Raw genomic sequence first — 14,954 nt, 5'->3', positions numbered from 1 at the left:
CCATGCATGCCAAGGTAGTGGTGGTCGGGAGCCTCAACATGGACCTGGTGGCCCGCGCCCAGCGGCTGCCGCGAGCCGGCGAAACGCTGGCCGGGGAGAGTTTTTTCACCGTGCCCGGCGGCAAGGGCGCCAACCAGGCGGTGGCGGTGGCGCGCCTGGGTGGCAGTGTGGCGATGGTGGGCAATGTCGGCGATGACGCCTACGGCCAGCAGTTGCGCCAGGCGCTGCAAGTGGAAGGCATCGATTGCCAGGCGGTCAGCGTGTGCCCTGGCGTATCCAGTGGCGTGGCGCTGATTACCGTGGATGCTGCCAGCCAGAACTGCATCGTTATCATCCCGGGCGGCAACGGGCTGCTGACGCCTGAGTCGGTGCAGCGTTTCGATACCTTGCTGCAAGCCGCTGAAGTGGTCATCTGCCAGCTCGAAGTGCCCTTGGACACCGTTGCCTGGACACTCGCCCGAGCCCGCGAACTTGGCAAACGGGTGATTCTCAACCCGGCGCCAGCTACCGGGCCGTTGCCAGCGCACTGGTTCGCCCACATCGACTACCTCACCCCCAACGAAAGTGAGGCTGAAGCGCTAACCGGTGAGCCGGTCAACGACCTCGAAAGCGCCCGCCGTGCTGGTGAGCGCCTGCTGCAGTTAGGTGCCGGCAAGGTAATCGTAACCTTGGGCGCGCAGGGGGCATTGTTCGTCAGCCGTGACGGCAGCCAGCATTTCCCGGCGCCTCAGGTGCAGCCGCTGGACACCACGGCAGCGGGCGACACCTTCATCGGAGGTTTTGCCGCTGCATTGGTGCAGGGCAAGGAGGAGGGCGAGGCCATTGCTTTCGGCCAGCACGCCGCAGCCTTGTCCGTCACTCGTGCCGGTGCCCAGCCGTCGATTCCTTATCTGGCGGAGCTGACCCCATGAAAAAGACCACGCTGCTCAACGTCGCCCTGTCGCGGACCATCGCCGGGATGGGCCATGGCGACATCCTGGTGATTGGTGATGCCGGGTTGCCAGTGCCGCCAGGTGTCGAACTGATCGACCTGGCGTTGACGGCAGGGGTACCGGATTTTGCCAGCGTGCTGCGCGCGGTGTTAAGCGAGCTGCAGGTGGAGCGGTACGTGCTGGCCGAAGAAATGCAAAAGGTGGTGCCGCCAGCGCTGGTCGAGATCGAGCGCTTGAAGGGCAAGCTGGGCAAGCGCGAATGGCTGAGCCATGAAGCCTTCAAGGAGTTGTCGCGCAATGCGCGGGCGATTGTCCGCACCGGCGAATGCCAGCCCTACAGCAACATCGCCCTGATTTCCGGCGTCACCTTTTGAAGGCGAGGGCTGCGCCCTCGATCGCAGGCAAGCCAGCTCCCACAGGTACTGTGCCGCTCTCGGGGCCTGTGAATTACCTGTGGGAGCTGGCTTGCCTGCGATTGGGCCGCAAAGCGGCCCCAGAAAACACCACCTAGGCAACAGGAGTGCCCCCATGCTCAAGCCCCTGCTACAAGGACTCACCCTCATGGCCGCAGCCGCCACCGCCACCCTCCAGGCCGCCCCGCGTGACCTGATCATCGACACCGACCCCGGCGCCGACGACGTGGTTGCACTGTTCCTGGCCATGGCTTCCCCCGAAGAACTCAACATCCACGCCATCACCACCGTCGCCGGCAACGTGCGCCTGGAAAAGACCTCGCGCAACGCCCGCCTGGCCCGCGAATGGGCCAGCCGCGAAGACATCCCGGTATACGCCGGGGCAGGGCGCCCGCTGGTGCGAGCGCCCATCTACGCCGCCGACGTCCACGGCGAAGAAGGCCTGACCGGTGTGCCGGTACATGAGCCCAAAAGCCCTCTGGCCGAAGGCAATGCGGTGCAATACCTGGTCGACACCCTGAGCCAGGCCAAGCCCCACAGCATCACCATCGCCATGCTCGGCCCGCAGACCAACCTGGCCCTGGCGCTGATCCAGCGCCCAGACATCGTCAAGGGCATCAAGGAGGTGGTTGTCATGGGCGGCGCCCACTTCAATGGCGGCAACATGACCCCGGTTGCCGAGTTCAACCTCTATGCCGACCCGCATGCCGCCGAGGTGGTGCTCGCCAGCGGCGTGCAGCTGACCTACCTGCCGCTGGATGTCACCCACAAGATCATCACCAGCGACGCCCGCTTCAGGCAGCTGGCAGCCGTGAACAACCAGGCCAGTAAGAAAGTGCTCGATATCCTCGAAGCCTACGTCAAGCACGACATGGACGTGTACGGCATGCCCGGTGGCCCGGTGCATGACGCCAGCGTCATCGCCTACCTGCTGAAACCCGAGCTGTTTAGCGGCCGGCGCATCCACATGAGCGTCGACAGCCGCGAAGGCCCGACCTTTGGCCAGACCATCGCCGACTGGTACGGCGTGCTCAAGCAGCCGGCCAATGTGCTGTGGGTGAACGAGGGTGACGCCCAGGGCTTTTTCGACCTGCTCAGCGCGCGCCTGGCTCGATTGCAATAGCCGTGTGCGGCGCGTAGCGCTCGAACACCTGGTCGATGAAGCTGCGCGCCGCCTCGCCGCCGCGGTCGCGCACCAGCAGGTCGATGGCGATCAACAGCAACTCTTCGGGCGTGCTGGGGCTGTAGGCGCTCTGGCCCTCGGCCCATTTGACCTTGATATCGGCGTCGATGCTGTGGCTGCTCATGAAAGGCTCTCGCTGCGGGCCCGGGGCGGAGGGGCGAACACCGGATCCTGGTGTTCGAAGGAGGCACTATGCCTTCACTTCCTAAAGTAAATCATGACTTTGCGGCGCAAACCAAGCGGCTCGTCGGTTGAGCGGTAAAATTCGGTCACGATTGCCTTTGGCCCCAGCGTCCCGAGTTCAGGCAGACTTGCGCGGTTTTGCAACAAATTACTGGCGGAGCTGTCGGATCAGACAGTTCCCAGATAGATTTTAGGAGGATTCATGTTCCGTACCCGCGCTTTCCTGGCAACCCTGGCGGTGGCTGCTGTCCTGGCTGGTTGCAGCACTGGCGGTAACTCTGGGGGTGGCAAGGCGCCTGAGGCGTCGGCCGGCAACGATGGCCGCTGCGAGGCCAGCGGTGCCGACTTCGCCATCGGCAAGCCGGGCAGCGCCGACCTGCTGGAGCAGGCGCGCAAGGCCAGTGGTTCGCAGATGGCGCGCATTCTCAAGCCGCACGACGTGGTGACCCTGGAATACCGTTCCGAGCGCCTGAACCTGAACGTGGACGAGCAGGGTGTGGTAACCCGCGTCAACTGCGGTTGACGCTGCTGCAACGCGCTCCTACAGGCGCCCATAAAAAAACCCGCCACTAGTGGCGGGTTTTTTTACAGCTGCCCGAATTACTCCGGACGAACCTGCGCAGCCTGCATGCCCTTCTGGCCGCGCTCGGCGACGAAGGAAACAGCCTGGCCTTCTTTCAGGCTCTTGAAGCCGTCGGATTCGATGGCTTTGAAGTGTACGAACAGGTCGTCGCCGCCGCCTGCTGGGGTGATGAAGCCGTAGCCTTTCTCATCATTGAACCATTTGACGGTGCCGTTTTGGCGATTGGACATGGGGTGAATCTCCAGACATTTTAATTTTTCAGTAGTGCAATGTGGCCGAGGCTACGGAGCACGGGGGACATGATAGTCCATTTCTGCGCATCTAGCGCCTTTTACCTTCGCAGGATATTGATCCAAGGCAAATAATGCCTGGCCTGCTCTGGCTTTAAGGTTTCAGCTCTTTGGCGTGCAGGCCTGTTTCACAACGGTTTGCGCCTTCTGCATCAGCTTGGCATCGACGCCATCGGTACTGTCCAGGTCGGCAATCTCCGCGTCGGTGAAATTCTTTTTGATGGCCTGGGCACCACAGTCACAGTGCTTTTTCGCGGTCGCGGCGTCGACGCCCTGGCCTGCAGCAACTTGGGTGCACTGGGCCATGTAGCCGGCTTCCTTCCCGGCTGGGAAGTTGCCAGCATTGGCAGCCATCGGCAGCAGCAGGGCGCCAGCAGCCGCCAGAGCCAGAAGAGACGGTACTCGCATAACCAGTTACTCCTTGGGTTAAGGTCTCATCAAGAGTAGGTTGCTTCCCAAGGTCTGATAGGACTTTTTCCGCGATAGTTCACCGGCGCGGCGTAATTTCCAAATATTTCTACGAGCCACACAACCCGCGTGCTAGCATGCTCGGCTTGCAGCTAGCCACTGGCAGCTCGCAACTTTTTTCTTTCCAGTCACTCTGGTTCGTCCCTGGCAAGCCGAAAGGCTTCTGCCACTGTGAGGCAGGCTTCCCCGAAGGGAAGGCAGGTCGGATCTTGTACTGGCTCATCCCAACCCACGTGACCTTTGGTAGGGGTCACCACTAGGAGAGGAGGCGCCATGCCCGTTATTACTCTTCCCGATGGCAGTCAACGTTCGTTTGATCACGCCGTATCCGTAGCCGACGTCGCCGCTTCCATCGGCGCAGGCCTGGCCAAGGCCACCGTGGCCGGCAAGGTCGATGGCAAACTGGTCGATGCATGCGACCTGATCCACAACGACGCCACCCTGCAGATCATCACCCCTAAAGATGCAGAGGGACTGGAGATCATTCGTCACTCGTGTGCCCACCTGGTTGGCCACGCGGTGAAGCAGCTGTACCCGACCGCCAAGATGGTGATCGGCCCGGTGATCGACGAAGGCTTCTATTACGACATCGCCTACGAGCGCCCCTTCACCCCTGAAGACATGGCCGCCATCGAAAAGCGCATGATGGAGCTGATCGAAAAAGACTACGACGTAGTCAAGAAGGTCACCCCGCGCGCCGAAGTCATCGACGTGTTCAAGGCCCGTGGCGAAGACTACAAGCTGCGCCTGGTCGAAGACATGCCGGACGAGCAGGCCATGGGCCTGTACTACCACGAAGAATACGTCGACATGTGCCGTGGCCCGCACGTGCCGAACACTCGTTTCCTCAAGGCATTCAAGCTGACCAAGCTGTCCGGCGCCTACTGGCGCGGCGATGCCAAGAACGAGCAGCTGCAACGCGTGTACGGCACCGCATGGGCCGACAAGAAGCAGCTGGCCGCCTACATCCAGCGCATCGAAGAAGCCGAAAAACGCGACCACCGCAAGATCGGCAAGCAGCTCGACCTCTTCCACCTGCAGGAAGAAGCCCCGGGCATGGTGTTCTGGCACGCCAACGGCTGGACCGTGTACCAGGTGCTCGAGCAGTACATGCGCCAGGTTCAGCGCGAAAACGGCTACTCGGAAATCAAGACCCCGCAGGTCGTCGATCGCATCCTCTGGGAGCGTTCCGGCCACTGGTCCAACTACGCCGAAAACATGTTCACCACTTCGTCGGAAAGCCGTGACTACGCGGTCAAGCCGATGAACTGCCCGTGCCACGTGCAGGTGTTCAACCAGGGCCTGAAGAGCTACCGTGACCTGCCGCTGCGCCTGGCCGAGTTCGGTGCCTGCCACCGCAACGAGCCATCCGGCGCCCTGCACGGCATCATGCGCGTGCGTGGCTTCGTGCAGGACGACGCGCACATCTTCTGCACCGAAGAACAGGTGAAGAAAGAAGCCGCCGACTTCATCAAGCTGACCCTGGACGTGTACAAGGACTTCGGCTTCACCGACATCGCCATGAAGCTGTCCACCCGTCCGGCCAAGCGTGTCGGCTCCGAAGAGCTGTGGGACCGTGCCGAAGGCGCACTGGCCGACGCCCTGAACGAGTCGGGCCTGGAGTGGGAATACCAGCCGGGCGAGGGCGCGTTCTATGGCCCGAAGATCGAGTTCACCCTGCGCGACTGCCTCGGCCGTAACTGGCAGTGCGGTACCCTGCAGTACGACCCGAACCTGCCAGAGCGCCTCGATGCCAGCTATATCGCCGAAGATAACAGCCGGGTTCGCCCAGTCATGCTGCACCGCGCGATCCTCGGCTCGTTCGAGCGCTTCATCGGCATGCTGATCGAGCACTACGCCGGCGTGTTCCCAGCCTGGCTGGCACCGACCCAGGCGGTGATCATGAACATCACCGACAAGCAGGCCGATTTCGCCCTCGAGGTGGAAAAAGCTCTGAACGGTAGCGGTTTCCGTGCCAAGTCGGACTTGAGAAATGAGAAGATCGGCTTTAAAATCCGCGAGCATACTTTGCTCAAGGTCCCGTACCTTTTGGTTATAGGGGATCGCGAAGTCGAAACGCAAACCGTCGCTGTGCGTACTCGCGAAGGCGCAGACCTGGGCTCCATGCCCGTCGCCCAGTTCGCTGAGCTCCTGACACAAGCGGTTTCCCGGCGTGGTCGCCAAGAATCGGAGTAATGACTATTAAGCGTGAAATGAGAAACGATAAGCGTGCTGTACCGAAGGCCCCGATCAACGAGAATATCTCGGCCCGCGAGGTTCGGTTAATTGGCGCTGATGGCGAGCAGGTTGGCATCGTCTCGATTGATGAAGCGCTTCGTATCGCTGATGAAGCGAAGCTGGATCTGGTAGAAATTTCTGCAGACGCGGTACCACCTGTCTGCAAGGTCATGGACTACGGCAAGCACCTCTTCGAGAAGAAGAAGCAGGCTAACGAAGCCAAGAAAAACCAGAAGCAGATTCAGATTAAAGAAATCAAGTTTCGTCCAGGGACGGAGGATGGGGATTACCAGGTAAAACTACGCAACCTGGTACGTTTCCTTACCGATGGGGACAAGGCCAAGATCTCTCTGAGATTCCGCGGTCGTGAGATGGCCCACCAGGAGCTGGGCATGGAGCTGTTGAAGCGGGTCGAAGCTGACCTCGCCGAATACGGCACCGTTGAGCAGCATCCGAAGATGGAAGGACGCCAGCTTATGATGGTCATCGCCCCCAAAAAGAAGAAGTAATCTCCCGGGCACGGCAGGCCTGATGATTATTGTGTAATTTTTTTCGAATGCGGAGTTCAACATGCCAAAAATGAAAACCAAGAGCGGTGCTGCGAAGCGCTTCCTGAAGACAGCTTCTGGCTTCAAGCACAAGCACGCTTTCAAGAGCCACATCCTGACCAAAATGTCGACCAAGCGTAAGCGTCAACTGCGCGGTGCCAGCTTGCTGCACCCGTCTGACGTGGCAAAAGTCGAGCGCATGCTGCGCGTACGTTAATTCTGGTTTAGATAGAGGAAGTTACTCATGGCTCGTGTTAAGCGTGGCGTCATCGCTCGTAAGCGTCACAAGAAAATTCTGAAACTGGCTAAAGGTTACTACGGTGCGCGCTCGCGCGTATTCCGCGTAGCCAAGCAAGCGGTCATCAAGGCAGGCCAATACGCCTACCGCGACCGTCGCCAGAAGAAGCGTCAGTTCCGCGCACTGTGGATCGCTCGTATCAACGCCGGTGCCCGCACCAACGGTCTGTCCTACAGCCGTCTGATTGCTGGCCTGAAAAAGGCTTCGATCGAAATCGACCGTAAGGTTCTGGCCGATCTGGCAGTGAACGAAAAAGCGGCGTTTGCTGCGATTGTCGAGAAAGCTAAAGCCGTTCTGGCTTAAGTACCCGCGACAATCACCCGGCGGCGCTTGCGGCGCCGGGCATTGAACGTCATCGATAGGGGAAGAGCCTTCAAAGCTCTTCCCCTATTTTCGTATCTGGAGTCTGTACATGGAAAACCTGGATGCGCTGGTCTCACAAGCCCTGGAGGCCGTCGAGCGCGCTGAAGACATCAATACCCTGGAACAGATCCGGGTTCAGTACCTCGGCAAGAAGGGCGAACTGACCCAGGTGATGAAGACCCTGGGCAACCTGCCAGCCGACGAGCGCCCGAAAGTCGGCGCGCTGATCAACGACGCCAAAGAGCGCGTCACCGTCGTGCTCAACGCACGCAAGGCAGCCTTCGAAGAGGCCGAGCTCAGCGCTCGCCTGGCCGCCGAATGCATCGACGTGACCCTGCCAGGCCGTGGCCAGACCACCGGCGGGCTGCACCCGATCACCCGTACTCTCGAGCGCATCGAGCAGTTCTTCACCCACATCGGCTACGGCATCGCCGAAGGCCCTGAGGTCGAAGACGACTACCACAACTTCGAAGCGCTCAACATCCCTGGCCATCACCCGGCCCGGGCGATGCACGACACCTTCTACTTCAATGCCAACATGCTGCTGCGCACCCACACCTCGCCGGTGCAGGTGCGGACCATGGAGTCCACCCAGCCGCCGATCCGCATTGTCTGCCCGGGCCGCGTCTACCGCTGCGACTCGGATATCACCCACTCGCCGATGTTCCACCAGGTCGAAGGCCTGCTGATCGACCGCGGCATCAACTTCGCCGACCTGAAGGGCACCATCGAAGAATTCCTGCGCGTCTTCTTCGAGAAAGAACTGGCCGTGCGCTTCCGCCCGTCGTTCTTCCCGTTCACCGAGCCGTCCGCCGAAGTCGACATCCAGTGCGTGATGTGTTCCGGCAAGGGCTGCCGCGTGTGCAAGCAGACCGGCTGGCTGGAAGTCATGGGCTGCGGCATGGTGCACCCGAACGTGCTGCGCATGTCTGGCATCGACCCTGAAGAATTCCAGGGCTTCGCCTTCGGCATGGGCGCCGAGCGCCTGGCCATGCTGCGCTATGGCGTCAACGATTTGCGTCTGTTCTTCGATAACGACCTGCGGTTCCTCGCCCAATTCCGCTAGGCCCAATCGACGCACTTTCTAGGAGAACAGCATGAAATTCAGTGAACAGTGGCTGCGCGGTTGGGTAAACCCGCAAGTCTCCCGTGACGAACTGGTCGCCCGCCTGTCCATGGCCGGCCTCGAAGTCGACAGCGTGACCCCCGCTGCCGGCCAGTTCAGCGGCATCGTCGTGGGCGAGATCCTCGCCACCGAACAACACCCGGACGCCGACAAGCTGCGCGTGTGCCAGGTGAGCAATGGCCAGGAAACCTTCCAGGTCGTGTGCGGCGCGCCTAACGCCCGCCCAGGCATCAAGATCCCGTTCGCCATGATCGGCGCCGAACTGCCAGGCGACTTCAAGATCAAGAAGGCCAAGCTGCGCGGCGTCGAGTCGTTCGGCATGCTCTGCTCGGCCGCCGAGCTGCAGATCAGCGAAGAAAACGACGGCCTGCTGGAACTGGCAGCCGACGCCCCGGTAGGCGACGACATCCGCCAGTACCTGAGCCTGGACGACGCCAGCATCGAGATCGGCCTGACCCCGAACCGCGGTGACTGCCTGTCCATCGCAGGCCTGGCCCGCGACGTCAGCGCCCTGTACGACACCCCGGTCACCCGCCCAGTGGTGCCAGCCGTTGCCCCGGCCCACGACGAAGTGCGCCCGGTCGAAGTCAGCGCCCCGGCTGCCTGCCCACGTTACCTCGGCCGCGTCATCCGCAACGTCGACCTGAGCAAGCCGACCCCGCTGTGGATGGTCGAGCGCCTGCGCCGCAGCGACGTGCGCAGCATCGACGCCGCCGTCGACATCACCAACTACGTGATGCTCGAACTCGGCCAGCCGATGCACGCCTTCGACCTCGCCGAAATCAACGGCGGCATCCGTGTGCGCATGGCCGAAGAGGGCGAGAAACTCGTCCTGCTCGACGGCCAGGAAGTAGCCCTGCGTGCCGACACCCTGGTGATCGCCGACCACACCCGCGCCCTGGCCATCGCCGGCGTCATGGGTGGCGAGCACAGCGGTGTGAACACCGAAAAAACCCGCGACCTGTTCCTCGAAAGCGCCTTCTTCGAGCCGATCTCTGTCGCCGGTAAAGCCCGTTCCTACGGCCTGCACACCGATGCCTCGCACCGCTATGAGCGCGGCGTCGACTCGCAGCTGGCCCGCGAAGCCATGGAACGCGCCACCCAGCTGATCCTCGACATCGTCGGCGGCGAAGCCGGCCCGGTGGTCGAAGCCGTCAGCCAGCAGCACCTGCCAAACGTCGCCCCGGTCACCCTGCGCGCCGACCGCATCACCCAGATGCTCGGCATGGAGATGGACCCGGCCCAGGTCGAGCAGCTGCTCAACAACCTCGGCCTGGCTACCACGGCTAGCGGGGCAGGGGAGTGGACTGTGAACGTCCCAAGCCACCGCTTCGACATCAGCCTGGAAGTCGACCTGATCGAAGAACTGGCCCGCCTGTACGGTTACAACAACCTGCCAGTGCGCTACCCGCAAGCCCGCCTCGCGCCGCAAGCCCGCCCGGAAACCCGCGGCGAGCTGCCAAACCTGCGCCGCCTGCTGGTCGCCCGCGGCTACCAGGAAGCCATCACCTACAGCTTCATCGACCCGAAGCTGTTCGAGCTGTTCAGCCCAGGCGTCGAGCCGCTGCTGCTGGCCAACCCGATCTCCAATGACATGGCCGCCATGCGCGCCTCGTTGTGGCCGGGCCTGGTCAAGGCGCTGCAGCACAACCTCAACCGCCAGCAAGACCGCGTGCGCCTGTTCGAAAGCGGCCTGCGCTTCGTCGGCCAGCTCGGTAACCTGCAGCAGCAGCCAATGATCGCCGGCGTTGTCACCGGCAGCCGCCTGCCAGAAGGCTGGGCCAACGGCCGCGACACCATCGACTTCTTCGACGTCAAGGCCGACGTGGAAGCCCTGCTGGGCTACAGCGGCGCCCTGAGCGACTTCACCTTCGCCGCCGGCAAGCACCCGGCCCTGCACCCTGGCCAGACCGCTGTGATCCAGCGCGACGGCAAGGACGTCGGCTACCTCGGCGCCATCCACCCGGAGCTGGCCAAAGCCCTGGACCTGGACCGCCCGGTGTTCGTCTTCGAGCTGGTGCTGGGTGATGTGGTCGAAGGCCGCCTGCCGAAATTCAGCGAACTCTCCAAGTTCCCGGAAACCCGTCGCGACCTGGCTTTGATTGCAGGACGTGATGTAGCTTCTCAAGACGTGCTTGAAGTAATTCGTGACAATGCAGGCGAATGGCTCACAGACCTAAGGCTGTTTGATGTCTACCAAGGTAAAGGCATTGATCCTGATAGAAAAAGCCTTGCCGTCGGCTTGACCTGGCAGCATCCATCGCGCACTCTTAACGACGATGAGGTGAACACTACCCTGCAAAACATCCTCACCTCGCTCGAACAAAGGTTGAACACCACGTTAAGGAAATAACGGCATGGGTGCTCTGACGAAAGCTGAGATGGCCGAAAGGCTGTACGAGGAGCTGGGGCTTAACAAGCGTGAGGCCAAGGAGCTGGTCGAGCTGTTTTTTGAAGAAATTCGGCACGCACTTGAAGAGAACGAGCAGGTCAAGTTGTCCGGTTTCGGCAACTTCGACCTTCGCGACAAACGCCAGCGGCCGGGCCGCAACCCCAAGACTGGGGAAGAGATCCCGATCACCGCACGGCGCGTCGTCACCTTTCGTCCAGGGCAGAAGTTGAAGGCCCGGGTTGAGGCCTATGCTGGAACCAAGCCATAACGACGAACTGCCCCCCATACCGGGCAAACGCTACTTCACCATCGGTGAAGTGAGCGAGTTGTGTGCCGTGAAGCCACACGTGCTGCGGTATTGGGAGCAGGAGTTTCCTCAGCTCAACCCTGTGAAACGGCGGGGGAACCGGCGGTATTATCAGCGGCAGGATGTGCTGATGATCCGCCAGATCCGGGCCCTGCTGTATGACCAGGGGTTTACTATTGGCGGGGCGCGGTTGCGGCTCTCCAGTGATGAGGTGAAGGATGAATCGAGCCAGTACAAGCAGCTGATTCGGCAGATGATTGTTGAATTGGAGGATGTGTTGGTGGTGTTGAAGAAGTGACCTGGGGTTTTTCTGATGAGTGGAAATTTTTTTGAGAAAAAGGTTTCATTTATCAGGAGGTTAGGGTACATTCTTCAACGTTCTCGGCAAGATTGAGAACATGCTTCAAGCCCAGTCGGGGCGTAGCGCAGCCCGGTAGCGCACTTGCATGGGGTGCAAGGGGTCGAGTGTTCGAATCACTCCGTCCCGACCATTATTTAAACAACTAAGCCATCTTCGGGTGGCTTTTTTGTTTGTGTGGTAGAAACTGAAGCTTTTGGCTCGGCGTGCGCGCTTAGTACGTTTCGCTCGTCATCGGGGTGCTGAGTGCTAATCCCCGGCATGCAGTCAATGGCCGACCGTTTTTAGCTCCGTAGGGCGCTCTCGTGAGCCGGGGTAAGTTGAACTGTTTATGTATGTAATTGATATTCTTACCAATTATGTTTTGGCGTTGGGATACCAGCGGGAATAGCGTCCGGCTGAGAAATACCGAATCGAGGATTTTTTGGGGTCAAACGAAAAGCCATATCGTACCGACGGAGTGCATTAGCGTGCGGGAGTGTTGATGCTATCGCCACATGACGATAGCAGTAGCTTCGATTCTCAATTGTTGGGCGACTCGCCACAGTTTGCGGAAGACTTGTTCACGATCGCTCCCTGATCCGATTACAAGGTGTTCTCGCGGAGGCTCAAATCTTGAGTGTCAAAATGCCATTGCGCGTTTATGGCGTTGGCGTCGAATTCCTGCGTTAAATTGGACGTTATGGTGAATTCGGCCTCACACCCCGGCAGGCCCTGGTGAACCTGCATCGCTGACCTGTCCACTACTTCCCACGGCTGCGCTATACCAGAATCCTGAGTAGTGGCTGGATACAAGAGCAGGGCGTAACCATGAAATGGCGGTCGAGCAGGCCACCTTGCAGGTGCTCGTGGAAATCGGCGCGGCGCGGGAATTTCGGGCTCTGCGCGACGGCGAGGCCTGGCGCCTAGAGCTGCGCCTCGGTGTGAAATGGTGGCCGATACGCTCGCGGCGCGAACCGGTGCGGCGGTGGCGCTCGCTGACGGCGGTGGGGCGCTGCTGCGCAGGGATCGGATCAAGGTACTGACCATGGAGCTTTGACACTCGCCACCTCTCCCCTAAGCCCGAGTACCCGCCCCCGTCCACTAGCAGCCTTCAAATATCCCACGGGGCAAAAAAATCAATTATGCGGACTTTACGCATTTGTTGCTTTCTTGACGCAGGGAAAGCTTTTCCCTACAGTTGGCTCATGTTCACTCCCATGGAGCCGGCCCGCCATGCACGTCACTCATTACTGCAAGGCTTGTCAATCCCAACGGGGCATCTCGCTCAAAATGTTTGATTACGTGCTCACTCAAGGTTCGTTGGAAAACGACAAGATCGTGCTTGGGAAGTAAGAAGCCAAACAGCGCCTGGCTGATCTGGAGCGGGAAAAGCGCCTGCTGATGAAGATCGCGGACAAAGGAGGCATCGTAGTCGTCGCTGAAGGACAAGCGCTGATCACGACCTACAACTGCTCCCATTGCAATTAATGCGTATCACTGCGTGGAAAAACGAATTCATATGAACGACAAAATTCTTCCCCAGTTGCTGGATGTAGCCCGCAGGCTAGGAGCGGACAGCTACAAATCCTTGTCACTGATCCTTCAGTTACTGTGTTGGTGGAAGCTTTCAAAGGAACAGGTCATCCAAGAGGGATATCGTTTCGATGCGCTCGCAGAGCAGGGACTTTCCACCCAGTTGGAAGCACTACGCAGCTTGCAGTCAAGTACGCCGTTTCCATTTCTTGATGAAGGGGTCTGGCAAAACCTGCGCGGTATACCCGATATATCCCCGCTCATCCATAAAATCCGGGTTTTGGATGCTCAGGGCCTACTCGACGCGCTGGTCTTGGATGACGCCATCTACTGGTTCGGCGAGTCGCGCATGGATAGCTTTGCTCATGCCCCAGGCCTGTGTGATTTGTTGATAGGCTTGGCTGGAGTAAATTCCAACCACAAGGTGTACATCCCCTGGGAGATCTCGGGACAGATTGCCGCGCGGGCAGTTCGCACAGGCGCCACGGTCTGGGCTGAATCTCAACAACCGACTACACCAGCACAAGTTCTTAATCTTACCGGCGGTAGTGACTGGGAAATACACCCCACAGATCCGGTGAAGGCTCCCTTGGCGATTCATCAAGGCAAACTGTTGCAATTCGACGCCGCAGTCTGCGCCCCGCCCATGAATTTAAACTATTCCCATGAGGTTGCCGAGAACGATCTGTGGGGGCGTTTCGTCGAGAAGACTCCCGCCGGCAACGTGCTCCAGATTCGCCACCTTCTAGCACAGACCCACGGCCGGATTGTGGTACTGGTTCCGAACTCCGTGCTCTTTGGCAAAGGAGCCGATAAACAGCTGCGCGAAGACCTGATCAAGCATGGCTACTTGCACGCAGTCATCGCACTACCTCCGGCGCTGCTTAGCCATACAAACATTCCGGTAAACATCCTCGTCCTAAACAGTGACAATCGGAGCGACATCATTCGCTTCGTGGATGCCAACACGGAAGCGTTCCGAGCGCAGACAGCGAGAAAGCGCTGTGAGCTGACGAACATCCCAGAATTGGTACGCCTAATCGAAGATAAGGCGACTTCGGCGATGGCAGCACAAGTGACGGCAGCGGAGATTGCCGCAAACGATTTCAGCCTAGAGGTCGGTCGCTATGTATTGGACGACTCGGCACTACAACTGGGGGCGGCTTTGGCGCGCTATGAGACGCGAAAACTAGGCGATCTTTTCGAGATCATCCGCCCTCGCCAGCATGCCACGGCCTCAACTGGGGCCGATGCGATGGAAGTGCTGGCCCAGGATCTTCCCCTTTTCGGCTACATCCAAAGTGGCAGTAAGGAAACCCTATTTGACCTGGGCTCCCCCAAAGCTGATAGCTATTTCATCCGGTCGAACGACATCCTGATGACCTTCAAGGGCGTCGTTGGCAAAGCAGGCATTGCTGGCCCCGTTCCCAATCCAGGCAACAGCGGCTGGATCGCTGGGCAGTCTCTAGTCGTGCTACGCAGTCGATTCCCCGAAATCTATCCCCCCGAGGCGCTGTTGATTTACCTGCGCTCAGCGATGGGCCAGGGGTTGCTGAGTCGCATGGCAGTCGGCGCCTCGATTCCCTCCATTCAGCTTTCTGCTCTCAAAGAAATGGCAATACCTGTTCCATCAATCGAGGAAATGCGGACGATGGCTCATGCGTTCTATGAAGAAGCGCAAATCCAAATGGAAATTGAGCAGATGCGAATCCGGCAAGCCGAGCTAACCAAAGAATTCTGGCCACTCCAATAGATCA

18 protein-coding genes and 1 tRNA gene are annotated in these 14,954 nt (G+C 59.9%); 15 read left to right on the top strand and 4 right to left on the bottom strand.

Annotation, left to right across the window (positions count from 1 at the left end; translation table 11 throughout):
- Nucleotides 1–2 precede the first annotated feature (2 nt).
- The 3 genes from rbsK (at nt 3) to C2H86_RS01940 (ending at nt 2,468) form a co-directional block, all read left to right on the top strand.
- Nucleotides 3–911, top strand: a complete 909-nt coding sequence (gene rbsK, locus C2H86_RS01950; RefSeq protein ID WP_159411219.1) for a ribokinase — start codon at nt 3–5, stop codon at nt 909–911.
- Nucleotides 908–1,306 (top strand): D-ribose pyranase, encoded by a 399-nt coding sequence (gene rbsD / locus C2H86_RS01945; protein ID WP_159411218.1) that lies wholly within the window; start codon nt 908–910, stop codon nt 1,304–1,306. The genes rbsK and rbsD overlap by 4 nt, the downstream gene beginning before the upstream one ends.
- 154 nt (nt 1,307–1,460) lie before the next feature.
- Nucleotides 1,461–2,468, top strand: a complete 1,008-nt coding sequence (locus tag C2H86_RS01940; RefSeq protein WP_159411217.1) for a nucleoside hydrolase — start codon at nt 1,461–1,463, stop codon at nt 2,466–2,468.
- Here C2H86_RS01940 and C2H86_RS01935 read toward each other — a convergent pair.
- Complete coding sequence (locus C2H86_RS01935; protein ID WP_103446789.1) at nt 2,440–2,652, bottom strand: hypothetical protein; 213 nt, start codon at nt 2,650–2,652, stop codon at nt 2,440–2,442. The two genes, C2H86_RS01940 and C2H86_RS01935, sit on opposite strands and share 29 nt — an antisense overlap.
- Nucleotides 2,653–2,913: 261 nt before the next feature.
- Between C2H86_RS01935 and C2H86_RS01930 the strand changes: the two genes are divergently transcribed.
- Nucleotides 2,914–3,234: an I78 family peptidase inhibitor gene (locus tag C2H86_RS01930; protein ID WP_027920506.1), complete on the top strand. Its 321-nt coding sequence runs from the start codon at nt 2,914–2,916 to the stop codon at nt 3,232–3,234.
- 77 nt (nt 3,235–3,311) lie between these two features.
- Here the strand turns inward: C2H86_RS01930 and C2H86_RS01925 are convergent, their stop codons facing one another.
- Entirely contained in the window at nt 3,312–3,524 is a 213-nt protein-coding gene (locus C2H86_RS01925) for a cold-shock protein (protein ID WP_159411216.1), read from the bottom strand.
- Between the two features lie 162 nt (nt 3,525–3,686).
- Nucleotides 3,687–3,992 carry a hypothetical protein gene (locus tag C2H86_RS01920; RefSeq protein ID WP_159411215.1) on the bottom strand — a complete coding sequence of 102 codons (306 nt, stop codon included), beginning with the start codon at nt 3,990–3,992 and terminating at the stop codon, nt 3,687–3,689.
- Nucleotides 3,993–4,325: 333 nt separating this feature from the next.
- Between C2H86_RS01920 and thrS the strand changes: the two genes are divergently transcribed.
- From thrS to C2H86_RS01870, 10 genes are all read left to right on the top strand, one after another.
- Nucleotides 4,326–6,248, top strand: a complete 1,923-nt coding sequence (gene thrS, locus C2H86_RS01915) for a threonine--tRNA ligase (protein WP_159411214.1) — start codon at nt 4,326–4,328, stop codon at nt 6,246–6,248.
- Nucleotides 6,248–6,799: a translation initiation factor IF-3 gene (gene infC, locus C2H86_RS01910; protein WP_012052879.1), complete on the top strand. Its 552-nt coding sequence runs from the start codon at nt 6,248–6,250 to the stop codon at nt 6,797–6,799. Before thrS ends, infC begins: the two co-directional genes overlap by 1 nt.
- A gap of 61 nt (nt 6,800–6,860) precedes the next feature.
- Nucleotides 6,861–7,055 carry a 50S ribosomal protein L35 gene (gene rpmI, locus C2H86_RS01905; protein ID WP_003250667.1) on the top strand — a complete coding sequence of 65 codons (195 nt, stop codon included), beginning with the start codon at nt 6,861–6,863 and terminating at the stop codon, nt 7,053–7,055.
- A 27-nt stretch (nt 7,056–7,082) separates the two neighbouring features.
- The gene (gene rplT, locus C2H86_RS01900; protein WP_003250671.1) at nt 7,083–7,439 is read left to right on the top strand and encodes a 50S ribosomal protein L20; all 357 of its coding nucleotides are present in this window, start codon (nt 7,083–7,085) and stop codon (nt 7,437–7,439) included.
- Nucleotides 7,440–7,548: 109 nt separating this feature from the next.
- Nucleotides 7,549–8,565: a phenylalanine--tRNA ligase subunit alpha gene (gene pheS / locus C2H86_RS01895; RefSeq protein WP_054887103.1), complete on the top strand. Its 1,017-nt coding sequence runs from the start codon at nt 7,549–7,551 to the stop codon at nt 8,563–8,565.
- A gap of 31 nt (nt 8,566–8,596) precedes the next feature.
- On the top strand, nt 8,597–10,978 hold the full coding sequence (gene pheT / locus C2H86_RS01890; RefSeq protein WP_159411213.1) for a phenylalanine--tRNA ligase subunit beta: 2,382 nt from the start codon (nt 8,597–8,599) through the stop codon (nt 10,976–10,978).
- Nucleotides 10,979–10,982: 4 nt separating this feature from the next.
- Nucleotides 10,983–11,285 (top strand): integration host factor subunit alpha, encoded by a 303-nt coding sequence (gene ihfA, locus C2H86_RS01885; protein ID WP_003250679.1) that lies wholly within the window; start codon nt 10,983–10,985, stop codon nt 11,283–11,285.
- Nucleotides 11,266–11,622, top strand: coding sequence for a MerR family transcriptional regulator (locus tag C2H86_RS01880; protein ID WP_008100384.1), 357 nt, complete (start codon nt 11,266–11,268; stop codon nt 11,620–11,622). Before ihfA ends, C2H86_RS01880 begins: the two co-directional genes overlap by 20 nt.
- A gap of 116 nt (nt 11,623–11,738) precedes the next feature.
- Nucleotides 11,739–11,815: transfer RNA gene (locus tag C2H86_RS01875), tRNA-Pro, on the top strand.
- Nucleotides 11,816–12,497: 682 nt separating this feature from the next.
- On the top strand, nt 12,498–12,707 hold the full coding sequence (locus tag C2H86_RS01870) for a hypothetical protein (protein WP_240349678.1): 210 nt from the start codon (nt 12,498–12,500) through the stop codon (nt 12,705–12,707).
- A 166-nt stretch (nt 12,708–12,873) separates the two neighbouring features.
- On the opposite strand, the gene C2H86_RS01865 is transcribed toward C2H86_RS01870, so the two are convergent.
- Nucleotides 12,874–13,113 carry a hypothetical protein gene (locus C2H86_RS01865; protein WP_159411212.1) on the bottom strand — a complete coding sequence of 80 codons (240 nt, stop codon included), beginning with the start codon at nt 13,111–13,113 and terminating at the stop codon, nt 12,874–12,876.
- Between the two features lie 70 nt (nt 13,114–13,183).
- On the opposite strand from C2H86_RS01865, the gene C2H86_RS01860 reads away from it, so the two are divergent.
- A complete protein-coding gene (locus C2H86_RS01860; protein WP_159411211.1) occupies nt 13,184–14,950 on the top strand; it encodes a type I restriction-modification system subunit M/S in 1,767 nt (588 codons plus the stop codon).
- The last annotated feature ends 4 nt before the right edge of the window (nt 14,951–14,954 follow it).

Origin of the sequence: Pseudomonas putida (assembly GCF_009883635.2) — a bacterium.
In the GTDB taxonomy this organism is placed as follows: domain Bacteria; phylum Pseudomonadota; class Gammaproteobacteria; order Pseudomonadales; family Pseudomonadaceae; genus Aquipseudomonas; species Aquipseudomonas putida_W.
Note: the sequence above shows the minus strand (reverse complement) of the source record. Positions and strands in the feature narration are given on the sequence as shown.